The organism is Roseicella sp. DB1501, assembly GCF_013112485.1.
In the GTDB taxonomy this organism is placed as follows: domain Bacteria; phylum Pseudomonadota; class Alphaproteobacteria; order Acetobacterales; family Acetobacteraceae; genus Paracraurococcus.
This window is the reverse complement of sequence record NZ_JABFHG010000002.1, coordinates 556,903-573,473: the sequence shown is the minus strand read 5'-3', so window position 1 is coordinate 573,473 and position 16,571 is coordinate 556,903. Positions and strand designations below refer to the sequence as shown.

Sequence of the window (16,571 nt, the reverse complement as noted above, 5' to 3'; positions counted from 1 at the left end):
CTTCACTTGTCCAGCGTGGCCAGCGCCTGGGCCAGGTCGGCGATGAGGTCGTCGGCATGCTCGATGCCGATCGACAGGCGGACCAGCCCGTCGGTGACGCCGATGCGGGCCCGGACCTCGGCCGGCACGCCGGAATGGGTGGTGGAGGCCGGGTGGCTGGCGAGCGATTCCGTGCCGCCCAGGCTGACCGCGAGCTTGAACACCCGCAGCGCGTTCAGCACCCGGAAGGCCTCCGCCTGACCGCCGGCGATCTCGATGCTGAAGGTCGAGCCGGGGCCGCTGCACTGCGCGTCATAGACCCGCCGCGCCGCCTCGCCCTCCGGCAGGTGGTTCAGCGCATGCACCGCAGTGATGCGCGGATGCCGCTCGAGGAACTCCGCCACCACCTCGGCATTGCGCGCCGCCGCCCGCATCCGCAGCGACAGCGTCTCCAGCGAGCGGCCGAGCATCCAGCAGGAATGCGGGTCGAGCTGGGTGCCGATGGCGCCGCGCAGCAGCCGCACCGGCCGCAATTGCGCCCGGCTGCCGGCCACCGCCCCGGCGACGAGGTCGCTATGCCCGCCGACATATTTGGTCAGCGAGTAGAGCACCAGGTCGCAGCCATGCGCGAGCGGCTGCTGGAAGACCGGGCCGAGCATGGTGTTGTCGCAGGCGATGGGCGGGCGATGCCCCTGCTCGGCGCCGATCCGCTCGGCGGCGCGCTGGATGGCGGCGAGGTCGACCAGCGTGTTGAGCGGATTGGAGGGCGTCTCGACCAGGATCAGCCCGACCCGGCCGCGCGCCCGGGCGCGATCCGCCGCCGCCTCGATCGCCGCCGGCTCGGTGCCGGCCGAGAAGCCCTCGGCGCCGATGCCGAACTCGGCGAGGGTGCGGGCCAGCAGCGTCTCGGTGCCGCCATAGAGGGGCTGGCTGTGCAGGATGACGTCGCCCGGCCGGGCATGGGCGAGGATGGTGGTGGCGATGGCCGCCATGCCGGAGGCGAAGACCAGCGCCGTCTCCGCCCCGTCCCAGAGGGAGAGGCGGTCCTCGACGATCTCGCTGTTCGGGTGGTTGAAGCGGGAATAGACGAGGCCGGCGCCGCCCTCGGGCGCCTCCTTCCGCCCGGCCACCACGTCGAAATAGTCGCGCCCCTCCTCGGCGGAGCGGAAGACGAAGGTGGAGGTGAGGAAGACGGGCGGCTTGACCGATCCCTCGGAGAGGCCGGGATCGTAGCCATAGCCGAGCATCAGCGTTTCCGGGCTGAGCCGGTGATTGCCGATGGTGGTGTGATGGCTGCGGTCCTTGGCCATGCCCGCTCCTCCGATCGCCAGGGTCTCATTATGCCGGGGCGGGCCCCCGGCTGTCCCGGGTTTCCGCGCGACGCCGCTCCTTGGGAACCTTCAGTCCCGCCAGGCCGCCAGGATCTCCTCCGTGCTCGCCGTCTCCACCTGCTGGCCATAGCGGCTGTGATAGAGGCCGAGCAGCGCGTCGTGCATGGCATCGGAGGAGGAGCAGAGCGCATCCACCGGCACCACGACCCGATAGCCGCGATCCACCGCGCCGAGCACGGCGGCGAGGACGCAGATATCCGTCTCCGCGCCGCTCACCACCAGCGTATCCGTCCCGCGCGCCGCCAGCCGAGCCTCGAGCGCAGTGTCGAACCAGGGGCTGTAGCCGGGCTTGTCCAGCAGCTCGGCCGGTGGGACGAGTCGCGCCAGGGGCGGCAGGAGCTCGATCTGTCCCGGCGGCAGGGCCTCCAGGGTCAGGCTCCGCCAGCGCTGCCAGTAGCGGCGCCAGGTGCCCTTCGCCGCCTCGGGCCGGGACGCCGGGATGAAGCGGGTGAAGATGGTGCGCTCGGGCCAGGCCGTGGCCAGCCGCTCGACCATCGGCAGCACGCGCTCGAGCCAGGGCGTGTGCCATTCGGTGTCGCGGAAGAGGATCTGCATGTCGATGCAGAGATGGACCGCATGCCGTCCGAGCGGTCCGTGCCGCAAGCCGCCTTCGCCCATGCCTTGCCTCCCGGTTGTGCCACGGTCAACGGATGAACGCGGCCGCGGATGCAGCGGGAGCGCGACACGCCGGCGCCATCCGGCCCGGCGGGCGGCAAGTCGGACCCTCCTGCGCCCGAGGTTCAACCCTCCGGCACGTTGCGGCGCAGCTCCTCCAGCCAGGCCCGGGCATTGCCGTCCGAGGGCGCCCGCCAGTCGCCGCGCGGCGAGAGGGAGCCGCCGGCGGCCACCTTCGGCCCGTTCGGCATGGCGCTGCGCTTGAACTGGCTGAAGCCGAAGAAGCGCTGCAGGAACACCTCCAGCCAGTGGCGGATCTCGGCCAGCGCATAGGCATTGCGCTTCCCGGCCGGGAAGTTCGGCGGCCAGCTCCCGCGCGCCGCGTCGCCCCAGGCCCGCAGGGCGAGGAAGGCGATCTTCGAGGGGCGGAAGCCGTAGCGCAGCGTGTAGTAGAGGTTGAAGTCCTGCAGCGCATAGGGGCCGACCTTGGCCTCGGTGCTCTGGATCGCCTGGTCCTCCGTGGCCGGGATCAGCTCGGGCGAGATCTCGGTGTCGAGGATCGCCTCGAGCGTCGCGCCGACCTCGGCATCGAACTGGCCGGACTGGATGACCCAGCGGATCAGGTGCTGGATCAGGGTCTTCGGCACCCCGGCATTGACGTTGTAATGCGACATCTGGTCGCCGACGCCATAGGTGCACCAGCCGAGCGCCAGCTCGGACAGGTCGCCGGTGCCGAGCACGATGCCGTCCACGTAATTGGCGGCGCGGAACAGGTAGTCGGTGCGCAGTCCCGCCTGCACGTTCTCGAAGGTGATGTCGTAGACCGGCTCGCCCCGGCTGAAGGGGTGGCCGAGATCGCCGAGCATCTGCCGCGCCGCCGGGCGGATGTCGAGCTCATGCGCGGTGACGCCGAGGGCGGCCATCAGCCGGTGGGCGTTGCCCTTGGTGCCCTCGCTCGTGCCGAATCCGGGCATGGTATAGGCGACGATGTCGGTGCGCGGCTTGCCGAGCAGGTCCATCGCCTTGGCGGCGACGATCAGCGCCTGGGTGGAATCGAGGCCACCGGAGACGCCGATGACCAGCCGCCGGATGCGCGCCGCCTCCAGCCGCTGGGTCAGGCCGGCCACCTGGATGTTGTAGGCCTCGTAGCAATCCTGGGCGAGGCGCGCGGGATTCGCCGGCACGAAGGGGAAGCGCTCGATCGGCCGCTCGAAGCCGATATCCCCCTCCGGCGGGTCGAGGCGGAAGCCGATGCGGCGGGTCTGCAGCGCCGCCGGCGTGTTGCGGCGGTTGTCGTCGAAGGTGCCCTGGCGCATGCGCTCCTGCCGCAGCAGGTCGAGATCGACATCGGCGACCGCCATCTGCGCGCCGCGCGGGAAGCGCGCGGTCTCGGCGAGCAGGGCGCCGTTCTCCCAGATCTCCGCCTGGCCGTCCCAGGAGACCTCGGTGGTTGATTCGCCGGCGCCGGCGGCGGTGTAGACATAGGCGGCGAGGCAGCGGGCCGATTGCGACTGGCAGAGCATCCGCCGGGTCTCGGCCTTGCCGATGGTGATGGGGCTGCCGCTGATGTTCAGCAACACCGTCGCCCCGGCCAGCGCCGCCGCCGAGCTGGGCGGGATCGGCACCCAGAAATCCTCGCAGATCTCGGTATGCAGGACGAGGCCGGGCAGGTCCTCGGCGGCGAAGAGCAGGTCGGCCCCGGCTGGCGCCTGCTGCCCGGCGAAGCGGATGTCGCCGGCGGGCAGGCCGTCGCCGGGCGCCACCTGCCGCTTCTCGTAGAACTCGCGGTAGGTCGGCAGGTAGGTCTTCGGCACGATGCCGAGCAGCCGGCCGCGATGGATGACCAGGGCGGTGTTGTAGACCCGGCCGGCATGGCGCAGCGGCGCCCCGACCACCAGCACCGGCCGCAGCGCCGCCGCCGCGGCGAGCAGCTCGGCCGTCGCCGCCTCCACCGCCTCGAGCAGCGTGTCCTGCAGCAGCAGGTCCTCGATCGAGTAGCCGGAGAGGGCGAGCTCCGGGAAGACCGCGACCGCCGCGCCGCGGGCGTCGCAGTCCCGCGCCGCGGCGAGGATGGCCGCGGCATTGGCGGCGGGATCGGCGAGTGCCGTGCGGATGGTGCAGGCGGCGATCCGGGCGAAGCCGTGGCGGTAGAGGGATTCGAAATGCATGCGGGCTGACCGTACCTCTCCTTGCTGGCCCCCAGGGCTGGCCCCCGGGCCGCCATGCCGGCCGGGATCAGAGCGGGGAACGCGCATCCGGCACGATGGTCCCGTCCCGCGACGATCGCGGACCGGCTCCGACCAATTGTCAATGCGCCGCGGCGGGGAAAGCCCTTGCACCGCCCGGCCGCCGCGCTAGATTGTGCATCGCAGCAACGCGGTCTTCCGCCTGCTGCTTTCTTGGACGTTTCCTCCCTAAACTCGGCGGCGCTTTCGGGCGCCGCCCTTTTTTTGTCCTGGGCCCGCCCTTGCGGGTCTTCGAAACCATGTGACACAAAGAGACATATTTCTTGCGGCCCGGATCGAAGAAGGAACATCCGGGATGCGGCGGCAGAGGCGCACTGTAATTGCTGAGCCATAGACGGCGGATTGGCGTCACTGGCGGAAAATCATGCGGTCCCGCCCGAGAAAATGCCCGATCGATACTCAGCCGATGCCGGCCGCTGCGACAGGTGCAAGCCTGGACATATGCAGTTTGCCTCGCATACAGACACGGCCCGGGCAGCTTCGCTTGTGCATCCATCATCTCACCACATCGTGAGGTCTCGTGAACGCGCGCATTTCCGGCAGCCGAGCTGGGGTGAGATACAGTTTGCATCAGCCAACCGACGGAATTGCGTGGCAGGCGCGGCGAGGTTGCGATGCGGGACATGCCCGCCGCATGGCGGCACCCATGCACACATCCGGGCACGTCCGGCAGGCGGATAGAGCGCGATGGACATGAACCTCCCAGCCCTTCCCCGCCGCGACGTCATGCTCGCCGGCATCGAGATCGGCCCGGAGGTCGACTGGATGCCGGGCCCGCACCGGCCCACCGCCTGGCACCTGCACGTGCCCTTCGCCTTCTGGCTGGTGAAGGCCCTGCGGCCGCGCAGCATCGTCGAGCTCGGCCGCTCCAACAGCGTCGCCTACGGCGCCTTCTGCCATGCCGTCGAGCGGCTTGGCCTCGCCACCCGCTGCTTCGCGGTCGAGCGCATGGCCGAGCCCGGGCGGCCGCGCGAGAGCGTCATCCGCCTCAGTCCCCCCCGGCAGGCCGATGGCCGCGGCCATGCCTTCTCCACCCTGCTGCGGATGCGGCCGGAGGAGGCGCGGGCGCATTTCGACCGCGGCGAGGTGGACCTGCTCCACATCAACGCCGCCGATGACGAGCAGGTGGCGGCCGCCTTCCGCGACTGGCAGGACACGATGTCGGATCGCGGCGTCGTGCTGATCCACAACACCAACCTGCGCGAGCGCCACAACGGCGTCTGGCGACTGTGGCGGGAGCTGCGGACGGCGCATCCGCATTTCGAGTTCCTGCACGGCCATGGGCTCGGTGTGCTCGGCCTCGGCAGCGCGCTGCCGGAGCCCTGCCGCGCCCTCTTCGCCGCCAGCGCGGAGCTGGACCAGGCCTTCGCCATTCGCCGCTTCTTCGCCACGCGCGGCGAGGCGGTCCGCGACCATTTCACCGTGCAGGCGCTCGAGGCACGGCTGGCCGAGATGGAGGAGACCGCGATCGCCGAGCGCGACGCGGCGGTCGCGGCGCGCGACGAGGCGCGCAACCAGGCGCAGGCGGCGGCGGCGGAGCGGGACCGGCTTCACGCCGAGCTCGGCGCCGCCCGCGCCGAGCGGGATGCGACGCTGGCCGATGCGCAGCGGGCGCGGCAGTTGCGCGACGCGGTGATCCGCTCCACCTCCTGGCGCATCACCAAGCCGATGCGCATCGCGGTCGGGCTGGCCCGCCGGGAGCCGAGCTATGTCGCGCAGCTCAGGCGCGCCCTCGGCCGCGCCGCGCCGGTGCCTGGCGGCCTGCCGGCGCCGACGATGCCGCTGCTCGAGGCGCTGCTGCCGAACAGCCTGCCCGGCACGACCGAGGTGCATGGCTACCTCGCCGCGCACCTGCCCGCGCCGCTCACCACCTTCCCCGAGACGGCCGCGCCGCGCCGCCTGACGCTGGTGACCGACAGCATCAATGCCGGGCATCTCTTCGGCGGCGTCGGCACCGCCGTGGTGCTGGCGGCGTTGCTGGCCCGCCGGCTGGAGGTGCCGCTCCGCGTGGTGACGCGCTTCGAGGCGCCGGAGCCGCGCAATTTCGGCACGGTGCTGAGCGCGCATGGCGTGCGCTACGACGGCAATGTCGAGTTCCTGCATGCCGGCAACAACCGCGCCGTCCCGATGGGGGGCGAGGACCTGCTGCTGACCACCTCCTGGTGGAGCACCTGGGCCGCGCTGCGGGCGGTGCGCCCGGACCGCATCCTGTACCTGCTGCAGGAAGACGAGCGGATGTTCTACCCCGCCGGCGACGAGCAGCTCCGCTGCCGCGAGGTGATGGACGACACCCGCATCCGCTTCATCGTCAACACCAAGGCGCTGCGCGACTACCTGATCGCCGACGGCGTGCGCGGCATCGCGGCCGACAGCGTCGCCTTCGAGCCCGCCTTCCCCGAGACCATCTATCACCGCGAGGCCCAAACCGGGCAGCGGCAGCGCCGCTTCTTCTTCTACGCCCGGCCGAAGAACGATCGGAACCTCTTCCTCCGCGGCCTCGAGGCGATCTCGGCGGCGATGGAGCAGGGCGTGCTGCCGACGCAGGGCTGGAGCTACCATTTCGTCGGCAAGGACGTGCCGCGGATCTCGCTGCCCGGCGGCATCCAGCCGGAGATCGCGCAGAACCTGCCCTGGGCGACCTATGCGGCGCTGATCCGCAGCATCGATGTTGGCCTCTCGCTGATGTTCACGCCGCATCCGAGCTACCCGCCGCTCGACCTGGCTGCGAGCGGCGCGGTGGTGGTGACCAACCGCTTCGGACCGAAGGTGTCGCTCGACCAGTACTGCCGCAACATCCTCTGCGCCGAGCCTTCGGTCGATGCGTTGGTCGCGGCGCTGGGGGAGGCGGTGAAGCTGGCCCAGGACGAGCCCCGGCGGGAGACCAACTACCGGGAGGCCCGGATCGGCCGCGACTGGGAGGCCGCCTTCGCCCCCGTCCTCGACCACATCGCGCGCTGACCGATGTTCCCGAACGGCCCCCCCGCCATCCGCTACCGGGATCCCTGGTCGCAGAGCTTCGCCTCGCGCCTCGCGGCGCTCTCGCGCGGCGCGCCGCGCGTCGCCTATTTCTACGAGCGGCCGGATACCAGCACCTTCCGCTACCGCTGCTTCAACATGGTGGAAGCGCTCGGCCTGGCGGAACCGGGCGTCGGCGCCTCCTGGTTCTGCGCCGCGGATCTCGAATGGGCGGACCGCATCATCGACCGGGCCGATACCATCGTCATCTGCCGCGCCCGCTACACCCCGGCCTTCGCCCGCCTCATCGGCGCGGCGAAGTCGCGCGGGCGGCGCGTGCTCTTCGATGTCGACGACCTGATCTTCGACACCCGCTTCACGCATCTGGTCCTCGACACGCTGGACCAGAACACCACCGATACCGACCTCGACTTCTGGTTCGCCGCCATGGGGCGGATCGGCGAGACGATGCGCCTCTGCGACGGCGTGATCCTGACCAACGAGTTCCTCGCCCGCCGCGCCACGGATTTCTGCGGCCTGCCCACCTGGGTGGTGCCGAACTTCCTCAACGGGGCGCAGCTCGACATCTCCGCCCAGATCGTCGAGCGCAAGCGCGCCTCGGGCTGGCGCCGCGACGGGCGGATCCATCTCGGCTATTTCTCCGGGACGCCGTCGCACAACCGCGACTTCGCCATCATCGCCGACACGCTCGCCGAGCTGCTGCAGCGCGACCGGCGCCTGGTGCTCCGCATCGTCGGCTTCCTCGAGCCGCGCGGGCGGCTCGCCGGGCTGAGCGAGCGGATCGAGCGCTTCCCGCTGCAGGACTTCCTCAACCTGCAACGGTTGATCGGCGAGGTGGAGCTCAACCTGGTGCCGTTGCAGGACAACACCTTCACCAACTGCAAATCCGAGCTGAAGATCTTCGAGGCCTCGATCACCGGCACCATCAGCATCGCCTCGCCCAGCTTCACGCTGCGCCGGGCGATCGAGGAGGGCGAGACGGGCTATCTCGCCCCGGCGCATCGGTGGGAGGAGGTGCTGCTGCACGCCATCGACCGGCTCGAGGACTATCCGCACATGGCCGAGGCCGCCCTGGCCATGGCCGAGGATCGCTACGGCCCGGCCCGGCAGGCCGCGGCGATCATGGCGGCGGCCTTCGGCTGAGGCCGGCGGCGCGGCCGGGCCAAGGCCGGTTGCCAGTCGATTGCCGGTGAATTGCAGCGGGGAGCGGAAGCTGCTCCGCTGTAGCTTGCTGTTTTCAGGGCGGATTCAAGCGTCCGGGCGTTCACGCCCTTCCGCGATCCGCTCTAGGGATATTGTTGTCGAGGCGTATTCACGTGTCCGGACGTTCGCGTCCTGCCGCGATCCGTTCTGGAGGGAAGGGGCGAGATGTCCGAGCGCAATGAGAAGCTGCTGCAGGGGATCGCGCGCGACGCGCCGCTGATCGAGATCGGTCCGAGCTTCAACCCGGTGGCGCCGCGCTCGGAGGGCTGGCAGGTCACCATCATCGACCATGCGTCGCAGGCCGAGCTGGTCGCCAAGTACTCCGGCGGTGCCGTCGATACCAGCCGCATCGAGCCGGTGGATTTCGTCTGGGCCGGCGGACCGCTGCACGAGGTGGTGCCGGTCGCGCGCCACGGCAGCTACGAGGCGATGATCGCCTGTCATGTGATCGAGCACCTGCCGGACCTGATCGGCTTCCTCCGCTCGGCGGAACGGCTGCTCGACCCGGCGAAGGGCACGCTGCTGCTGGCCGTGCCGGACAAGCGCCTCTGCTTCGACTTCTTCCGCCCGCCCTCGACCACCGGGCAGTTCGTCGAGGCGCATCGCGCCGGCCGCGGCATGCACAGCCCGCGCGCGCTGTTCGACCACGTCGCCTACAGCGCCACCGATGGCGGCCGGGCCGGCTGGGGTCGCGCGCCGCTCGCCGAGCTGCGGCTGGAGCACAGCCTGGAACAGGCGGTCGAGCAGATGGAGCTGGCCACGGCCGGCAAGGACTACATCGACTGCCATGGCTGGCAGTTCACCCCTGCCAGCTTCGAGTTGCTGGTGCTGGAATTCGGCGAGCTCGGCCTGACCGACTGGCGGGTCGACTGGGTGGAGCCGCGGCCGGCGGTGGAGTTCTTCGCCCGGCTGGTGCGCGGCCGGGAAAGCTTCGCCTCCACCGCGGTGCGCGAGGCGCGGCGCCTCGACCTGCTGCGCCGTATCGTGCTGGAGCAGCGCGAGCAGATCGACCTCCTGGTCGGCCCCTCGGCCGGCGCATCGGCGCCACCAGCGCCACCGGCGCCGGGCGGGGACCGCCTCGGCGCCATCGAGGCCAAGCTGCGGCACCTGCAGGAGGCGCAGCTTCCGGCCATCGCCGCCGAGCTCGGCGCGACGCGCGCCGCGCTGGCGCCGGTGCGCGACCTGCTGGAGGAGCTGCGGCCCATGGGCGCGGCGATGACGGCGATGCTGCCGGTGCGGCGCGCCATCGCCCGGATGCGCGGACGCATCTGACCGGGGCCCGGCGGGGCCATCGCGCGCCGCCTGGACCGGGCCGCATGGACAACCGCGCGGTATCGCGCTTCCCTGGCGCGGACGAGACGGGGCAGGGCGGGTTGCCGGAGGGCCCTGGCCGCATCGCGGCCTGACGCCGGGCGTCGGGGCCGCGTGCCATCGCCCTCCGCCGGACACCGCCCCTGCCCGCGCGACAGGGGAGAACGTCCATGCCCGACCGAATCGCGGGTCCCGCCGCCGGAGCGGCGCTGCGCCGATGAGCGCCGAAGGCCTCGCCGGCCTGTTCCGCGCCCGCTCGGTTGCGCTGGTCGGCGCCACCGAGCGCTCCATCTGGTCCACAGCCGCCTTCGCCAATTTCGCGCGGCTCGGCTTCACCGGCCGGGTCCATCCCGTCAGCCGCAAGGGCGGCACGGTGCATGGCCTGCCGGCCGCGACTTCCTGCGCCGCCATCGGCGAGCCGGTGGATGCGGCGTTGCTGATGGTGCCGGAGCAATCCATCGCCGAGGCCTTCGCCGACCTCAACGCCGCCGGCATCCGCCACGCCGTCGTGCTGACCTCCGGCTTCGCCGAGGTGGGCGCCGAGGGCGCGGCGCGGCAGGAAGCGCTGCTGGCGGCGGCGCGCGCCCAGGGGGTGACGCTGCTCGGGCCCAACTGCCTCGGCTTCATCAACTATGCCGACCGGGTGCCGATCTGGACCACCCAGCCGCCGATGCCGATCCTGCAGGGCGGCAGCATCGGCGTCGTCTCGCAGAGCGGCGCCACGGCGGGCTTCATCGCCGGCTTCGCGCATCGCCAGGGCATCGGCCTTTCCTACCAGGTCTCGACCGGCAACGAGGCGGATGTGAACGTCGCCCGCGTCGTCGACTTCCTGGTCGAGGACCCGGCGACCAGGGTGATCGGCCTCTTCCTCGAGACGGTGCATGACGCGCCGCTGCTGGCCGCCGCGGCGCGGCGCGCGCTCGCCGCCGACAAGCCGATCGTCGCCATCAAGATCGGCGCCAGCGAGACCGCGGCGCGGGCGGCGGAGGCGCATACCGGCTCGCTGGTCGGCGACGACCGGGTGTTCGACGCGGTCTGCCGCCAGCTCGGCATCATCCGCGTCTCCTGCATCGAGGACCTGGTCTTCACCGCCGCGCTGCTGTCCCGCACCGGGCATGTGCGGGACCGCCGGCTCGGCCTCGTCTCCATCTCGGGCGGCATCTGCGAGATGGCGGCGGACCATGCCGAGCTCGCCGGCGTCGCGGTGCCGCGCCTCGCCGAGCCGACCCGCGCGGCGCTGCGCGAGATTCTGCCCGCCTTCGGCACGCCGAACAACCCGCTCGACGTGACCGGCGGGGCGATGCTCGACGCCTCGCTCTTCGCCCGCTCCCTGCCGGCCTTCGGCGCCGATCCCTCGCTCGGCCTGCTCGCCTGCTTCATGGACCTGCCCGACACGCCGGAGGAGATCGCCAGCTATCGCGGCGAGATCGTGCGCCAGATCGGCGCCGGCTTCCGCGCCGCCGGCAAGCCCTCGGTCATGCTCAGCGTCATGGCGCGGCCGGTGCTGGAGCCGGGCCGGGCGCTGCTGGCCGAGACCGGCATCACCTATCTCGGCAGCGGCGTGCTGCACGGGCTCGGCGCCATCGGCCGCGCCTTCGCCTGGGCCGAGCGGCAGGAGCGGGGGCTGCCCGCCGCGCCGCCGGCCCCCGCGCCAGTCGGGGAGCGGCCGGCGAGCGAGCATGCGACGCTCGCCTATCTCGGACAGCGCGGCGTGCCGGTGGTGCCGCTGACGCTCGCCCGCATGGCGGCCGAGGCGGTGCGCGCCGCGGCGGCGCTCGGCGGCCCGGCGGTGCTGAAGATCGCCTCGCCCGACATCGCGCATAAATCCGATATCGGCGGCGTGCTGCTGAACCTCGAGGGCGAGGCGGCGGTCGCCGAGGGCTTCGCGCGCATCATGGCGAGCGTGCGCGCGGCGAAGCCGGAGGCGCGGATCGAGGGCATCCTGGTCGGGCCGATGCGCCGTGACTCCGGCATCGAGCTCTTCGTCGGCGTGCTGCGCGACCCGCTCTGGGGGCCGGCCATCGCTGTCGGCCTCGGCGGCATCTGGGTAGAGGCGCTGCGCGACACCGCCATCCGCCTGCTGCCGGTGACGCCCGGGGAGGTGCTGGAGATGCTGTCGGAGTTGCGCGGCGCGAAGCTGCTGGACGGCTATCGCGGCACGCCCGGCATCGACCGCCAGGCAGCCGCCGAGGCGGTGGCGCGCATCGGCGATGCGGCGCTGGCCCTCGGCCCCGATCTCGTCTCGCTGGAGGTGAACCCGCTGCGCGCGACGATGGCGGGCGCCGAGGCGCTGGACGCGCTGGCGATCTGGAACGAGGAGGGCTGAGATGGAGGCCGACCGCATTCCCGTCATCATCGGCGCCGGCGAGATCACCGAGCGTCCGGCCGATCCGCGCGAGGCGCATGAGCCGGCGGCGCTGATGGCCGAGGCGCTGCGCCGCGCCGCCGCCGATGCCGGCGCGCCGGACCTGCTGCCGGCGCTCGACAGCCTCGACATCGTCAACTCCGTCTCCTGGCCCTATGGCGACCTGCCGGCGGCGCTCGCCGGGCAGCTCGGCGTCCGGCCGCGCCGCCTGGTCTATGGCCCGGTCGGCGGCGAGAGCCCGGTGCGGCACATGCACGAGGCGGCGAACCGCATCGCCCGAGGCGAGAGCGAGGTGGCCGCGGTGGTCGGCGCCGAGGCGACGCATGCCGTGGCGCAGGCGCAGAAGCAGGGCATCGCGCTGCCCTGGACCACGCCCGATCCGAACTGGACCCGCACCCGCGGGCGCGACTTCCTGCATCCGCTCTCGGTGCGGCTCGGCGTCGCCGATCCGGTCTCGGTCTATCCCTTCTACGAGAATGCGGTGGAGGCGCATCTCGGCCAGACGCCGGCGGAGGGGCAGGCGGAATCGGCCGCGCTCTGGTCGCGCTTCTCGGCCGTCGCGGCGCGGAACCCGGCGGCCTGGCTGAAGCGGGAATACTCGCCCGAGGAGATCGGCACGCCCGGCCCGGCCAACCGGCCCATCGCCTATCCCTATACCAAGCTGCAGGTCGCCAACCCGATGGTGAACCAGGGCGGCGCCATCCTGCTGACCAGCCTCGCCCGGGCGCGCGCCGCCGGCGTGCCGGAGGAACGCCTCGTCTATCTCTGGGCCGGCGCCGCGGCGGTGGAGCCGCGCGACTACCTCAACCGCGACCACTACCATGAGAGCCATGCGCAGAATGCCGTGCTCGATGCCTGCGGCCGGATCGCCGCGGCGGAGGGCGCCGAGTTCACCACCTGCGAGCTCTATTCCTGCTTCCCCTGCGTGCCGAAGATGGCCTCGCGCCGGCTCGGCCTGCCGGCGGGCATGGCGCCGACCACGACGGGCGGGCTGACCTTCTTCGGCGCGCCGCTCAACAACTACATGACGCATGCGGCGGCGGCGATGACGCGGGCGCTGCGCGAGCGGCCGGGCAGCGCCGCGCTGCTCTACGGCCAGGGCGAGTTCGTCACCAAGCATCACGCGGTGGTGCTGGCCAGCCGCCCGCCGCGGCAATGGCGCCTGCCGCAGGACTATTCCGTGCAGGCCGATGCGGACAGCCGCCGCGGCCCGGTGCCCGCCTTCGCCGAGACGGCCGAGGGCGATGCGGCGATCGAGACCTTCACCGTGCTGCACGACCGCGACGGCGCGCCGCATCATGGCGTGGTGATCCTGCGCCTGAAGGATGGCCGCCGCGCGCTCGGCCGGGTGCCGGGCAGCGACGCGGCGACCATCGCGCTGCTCAAGCGCACCGACCGCACGCCGATCGGCACGCCGGGGCGGCTGCGGCCCGCCGAGGATGGATTGCAGGATTGGAGCCCCGCCTGATGCCCGACGCCGTTCTGTTCGAGGTCACCGCGCCGCATATCGCGCTCGTCACCATCAACCGCCCCGAGGCACGCAACGCCGTCAACGGCGCCGTCGCGGCGGGGCTGGAGGCGGCGGTGGAGCGCGTCGAGGCGGATCCCGACCTCTGGGTCGCCATCCTCACCGGCGCCGGGCAGCACGCCTTCTGCGCCGGCGCCGACCTGAAGGAGGTCGCGGCCGGCAACAGCGCCAGCCTCGCCACCGAGAAGGGCGGCTTCGGCGGCTTCGTCCGGGCGCAGCGCAGCAAGCTCTGGATCGCCGCGGCGCAGTCCCATGCGCTGGCTGGCGGACTGGAGCTGCTGCTGTCCTGCGACCTCGCCGTCGCCGCCGAGCATGCCAATCTCGGCCTGCCGGAGGTGAAGCGCAGCCTGGTCGCCGGCGCCGGCGGCGTCTTTCGCCTGCCGCGCGCCCTGCCGAAGGCGATCGCCCTGCAGATGATCGCGACCGGCGAGCCGATCCTGGCGACGCAGGCGGCGCAGCACGGCTTGATCAACGCCGCCGTGCCGGCCAATGAGGTGATGCCGGTCGCGCTCGACCTGGCGCATCGCGTCACCGCCAATGCTCCGATCGCCGTGCGCGAGAGCCTCGGCGTGGCGCGCCGCGCCGCCGACCTGCCGGAAGCGGAGCTCTGGGAGGTGAGCCGCGCGGCGAGCGGGCGCGTGCGCGCGACCGAGGATTTCAAGGAAGGCCCGCGCGCCTTCATCGAGAAGCGGGCGCCACGCTGGACCGGGCGCTGATATAGGTGTGCAGCAATGGTGACCCATCGCTGCCCTCATTCGCCGGCGCTGCCTGCGGCAGCTTGGCTACGCGGCATAAGCCGCGACGCCCGTTCGGGTGTTCAGCCGGCTGCGCCGGCTGCGGGCTAGGCTTCCGGCAACCAGTATGAGACCGAGAAGACGGAGGATCGGAGATGGCGGGGACGCTCGACGGGAAGGTGGCGCTGGTCTCGGGCTCGGGGCGCGGCATCGGGCGACAGATCGCGCTCAAGCTCGCCAGCGAGGGCGCGCGGGTCGTGGTCAACGACCTTGATGACGCGCCGGGCAACGAGACCGCGGCCGAGATCAAGGCGATGGGCGGCGAGGCCATCGCCTGCAACGGCGACGTGACCAAGGAGGGCTTCGCCGAGCGCTTCGTCGCCGCCGGCGTCGATAGCTGGGGCGGGCTCGACATCATCGTCAACAATGCCGGCTATACCTGGGACAACGTCATCCAGAAGATGACGGACGAGCAGTGGTACGCCATCCTCGACGTGCATCTGACGGCCCCCTTCCGCGTCATGCGCGCGGCGCAGCGCTTCATCCGCGAGGCGGCGCGCAAGGAGGCCGAGGAGGGGCGGGAGGTGTTCCGCAAGGTGGTGAACATCTCCTCCACCTCCGGCGTCTTCGGCAATGCCGGCCAGGCCAACTACTCCACCGCCAAGGCCGGCATCCAGGGCCTGACGCGGGCCATGGCGAAGGAGTGGGGGCGCTACAAGGTGAACGTCAACGCCGTCGCCTTCGGCCTGATCATGACGCGGCTGACCGAGGCGCCGGCGCATGGCGGCGCCAGCATCGACATCTCCGGCCGCGAGATCCCGGTCGGCGTGCGGCCGGAGGTGCTGCAGACGGCGGAGAAGATGATCCCGCTCGGCCGCGGCGGCCGGCCGGAGGAGGCCGCCGGCTCGGTCTATCTCTTCTGCATCCCGGAATCGAATTACGTCACCGGCCAGACGCTGGTCGTCAGCGGCGGCCGGCCGTGAGGCCGGGCGCGCGAGCCTCCGGCCCGCGGTCCGCAGGGCCGAGCGCCCGAATGGGCGCCGCCGACGCAGCGGCGAAGCCAAGCCGCTGGAAGCGGCGCTCGGCGTCTGAGGGGCAGGACGGCGAAGCCGGCCTGCGCTCGGCATGACAGGCACGGTGCTCATCGCTGGCGCCCTCGGCCTGGTCGGCCGGGCGGCGCTGGCGGAGTACGAGGCGTCGGGCTGGGACATCGTGGCGCTCGCCCGCCGCAAGCCGGAATTCGAGACCCGGGCGCGCTTCCTCTCGGTCGATCTCACCGATGCCGAGGGCTGCCGCGCCGCGCTGGCGCCGCTGCGGGGCGTCGAGCGCATCGTCTATGGCGCGCTCTACAAGAAGCCCGATCTCGGCCGCGGCTGGCTGGAGGCGGACCAGATCGCCACCAACGCCGCCATGCTGCGCAATCTGCTCGACGCGATGGAGCCGGGCAATCCCGGGCTGCGGCACCTCTCGCTGCTGCAGGGCACCAAGGCCTATGGCGTGCATCTCGGCCAGATGCCGATCCCGGGCAAGGAAAGCGCGCCGCGCCACATCCACCCGAATTTCTACTGGGCGCAGGAGGATCTGGTGCGCGAGCGCCAGGCCCGCGCCGGCTGGTCCTTCACCATCTTCCGGCCCCAGGCGCTGATCGGCTTCGCCCTCGGCAGCGCCATGAACCTGCTCTCGGCCATCGGCTGCTACGCCGCCATCAGCCGCGAGCTTGGCGTGCCGCTGGTCTGGCCCGGCGCCGGCGCGCGCTACACCGAGGCGACGGATGTGCGGCTGCTGGCGCGCGCCATGCTCTGGGCAGCGGGGCCGGCGGGGGCGGAAGGCGCGGCCAACCGCACCTTCAACGTCACCAATGGCGATGTCTTCCTCTGGCAGGACATGTTCCCGCTGGTGGCGCGGCGCTTCGGCCTGGAGATGGGGGCGCCGCATCCGATGTCGCTCGCCGTGCTGATGGCTGACAAGGGACCGGTCTGGCAGCGCATCGCGGCGCGGCACGGCCTCGCGCCCTGGACGCTGGAGCAGCTCATCGGCGGCTCCTGGCAATTCGCCGATTTCGCCTTCGCCCGGCCGGGTCAGATGGCCTCCATCCTCTCGACCATCGCCATCCGCCAGGCCGGCTTCGGCGACTGCATCGACAGCGCCGCCATGCTCGACGAATGGCTGGCCGAGCTGCAGCGCCGCCGCATCCTGCCCGAGTAAGGGCCCGATTGAGGAGCA

At 72.0% G+C, this 16,571-nt stretch carries 11 protein-coding genes; 8 read left to right on the top strand and 3 right to left on the bottom strand.

Features of this window, described 5'->3' with window-relative positions:
• Positions 1–2: 2 nt before the first annotated feature.
• From HJG45_RS06115 to HJG45_RS06105, 3 genes are all read right to left on the bottom strand, one after another.
• Positions 3–1,289, bottom strand: a complete 1,287-nt coding sequence (locus HJG45_RS06115) for a cystathionine gamma-synthase family protein (RefSeq protein ID WP_171611187.1) — start codon at positions 1,287–1,289, stop codon at positions 3–5.
• Positions 1,290–1,379: 90 nt separating this feature from the next.
• The gene (locus HJG45_RS06110; protein WP_171611186.1) at positions 1,380–1,988 is read right to left on the bottom strand and encodes a cysteine hydrolase; all 609 of its coding nucleotides are present in this window, start codon (positions 1,986–1,988) and stop codon (positions 1,380–1,382) included.
• Between the two features lie 122 nt (positions 1,989–2,110).
• Entirely contained in the window at positions 2,111–4,153 is a 2,043-nt protein-coding gene (locus HJG45_RS06105; protein ID WP_171611185.1) for an NAD(+) synthase, read from the bottom strand.
• A gap of 765 nt (positions 4,154–4,918) precedes the next feature.
• Between HJG45_RS06105 and HJG45_RS06100 the strand changes: the two genes are divergently transcribed.
• From HJG45_RS06100 to HJG45_RS06065, 8 genes are all read left to right on the top strand, one after another.
• Complete coding sequence (locus HJG45_RS06100) at positions 4,919–7,189, top strand: class I SAM-dependent methyltransferase (protein ID WP_171611184.1); 2,271 nt, start codon at positions 4,919–4,921, stop codon at positions 7,187–7,189.
• A 3-nt stretch (positions 7,190–7,192) separates the two neighbouring features.
• The gene (locus HJG45_RS06095) at positions 7,193–8,350 is read left to right on the top strand and encodes a glycosyltransferase (RefSeq protein ID WP_171611183.1); all 1,158 of its coding nucleotides are present in this window, start codon (positions 7,193–7,195) and stop codon (positions 8,348–8,350) included.
• 225 nt (positions 8,351–8,575) lie between these two features.
• Positions 8,576–9,682, top strand: a complete 1,107-nt coding sequence (locus HJG45_RS06090; RefSeq protein ID WP_171611182.1) for a methyltransferase domain-containing protein — start codon at positions 8,576–8,578, stop codon at positions 9,680–9,682.
• 256 nt (positions 9,683–9,938) lie between these two features.
• Positions 9,939–12,047, top strand: coding sequence for an acetate--CoA ligase family protein (locus HJG45_RS06085; RefSeq protein ID WP_171611181.1), 2,109 nt, complete (start codon positions 9,939–9,941; stop codon positions 12,045–12,047).
• A 1-nt stretch (position 12,048) separates the two neighbouring features.
• Positions 12,049–13,554, top strand: coding sequence for an acetyl-CoA acetyltransferase (locus HJG45_RS06080; RefSeq protein ID WP_171611180.1), 1,506 nt, complete (start codon positions 12,049–12,051; stop codon positions 13,552–13,554).
• The gene (locus HJG45_RS06075; RefSeq protein ID WP_171611179.1) at positions 13,554–14,330 is read left to right on the top strand and encodes an enoyl-CoA hydratase-related protein; all 777 of its coding nucleotides are present in this window, start codon (positions 13,554–13,556) and stop codon (positions 14,328–14,330) included. Before HJG45_RS06080 ends, HJG45_RS06075 begins: the two co-directional genes overlap by 1 nt.
• A 173-nt stretch (positions 14,331–14,503) precedes the next feature.
• Positions 14,504–15,331: an SDR family NAD(P)-dependent oxidoreductase gene (locus tag HJG45_RS06070; RefSeq protein ID WP_171611178.1), complete on the top strand. Its 828-nt coding sequence runs from the start codon at positions 14,504–14,506 to the stop codon at positions 15,329–15,331.
• A 142-nt stretch (positions 15,332–15,473) separates the two neighbouring features.
• Positions 15,474–16,553: an SDR family oxidoreductase gene (locus HJG45_RS06065; protein ID WP_171611177.1), complete on the top strand. Its 1,080-nt coding sequence runs from the start codon at positions 15,474–15,476 to the stop codon at positions 16,551–16,553.
• Positions 16,554–16,571 lie beyond the last annotated feature (18 nt).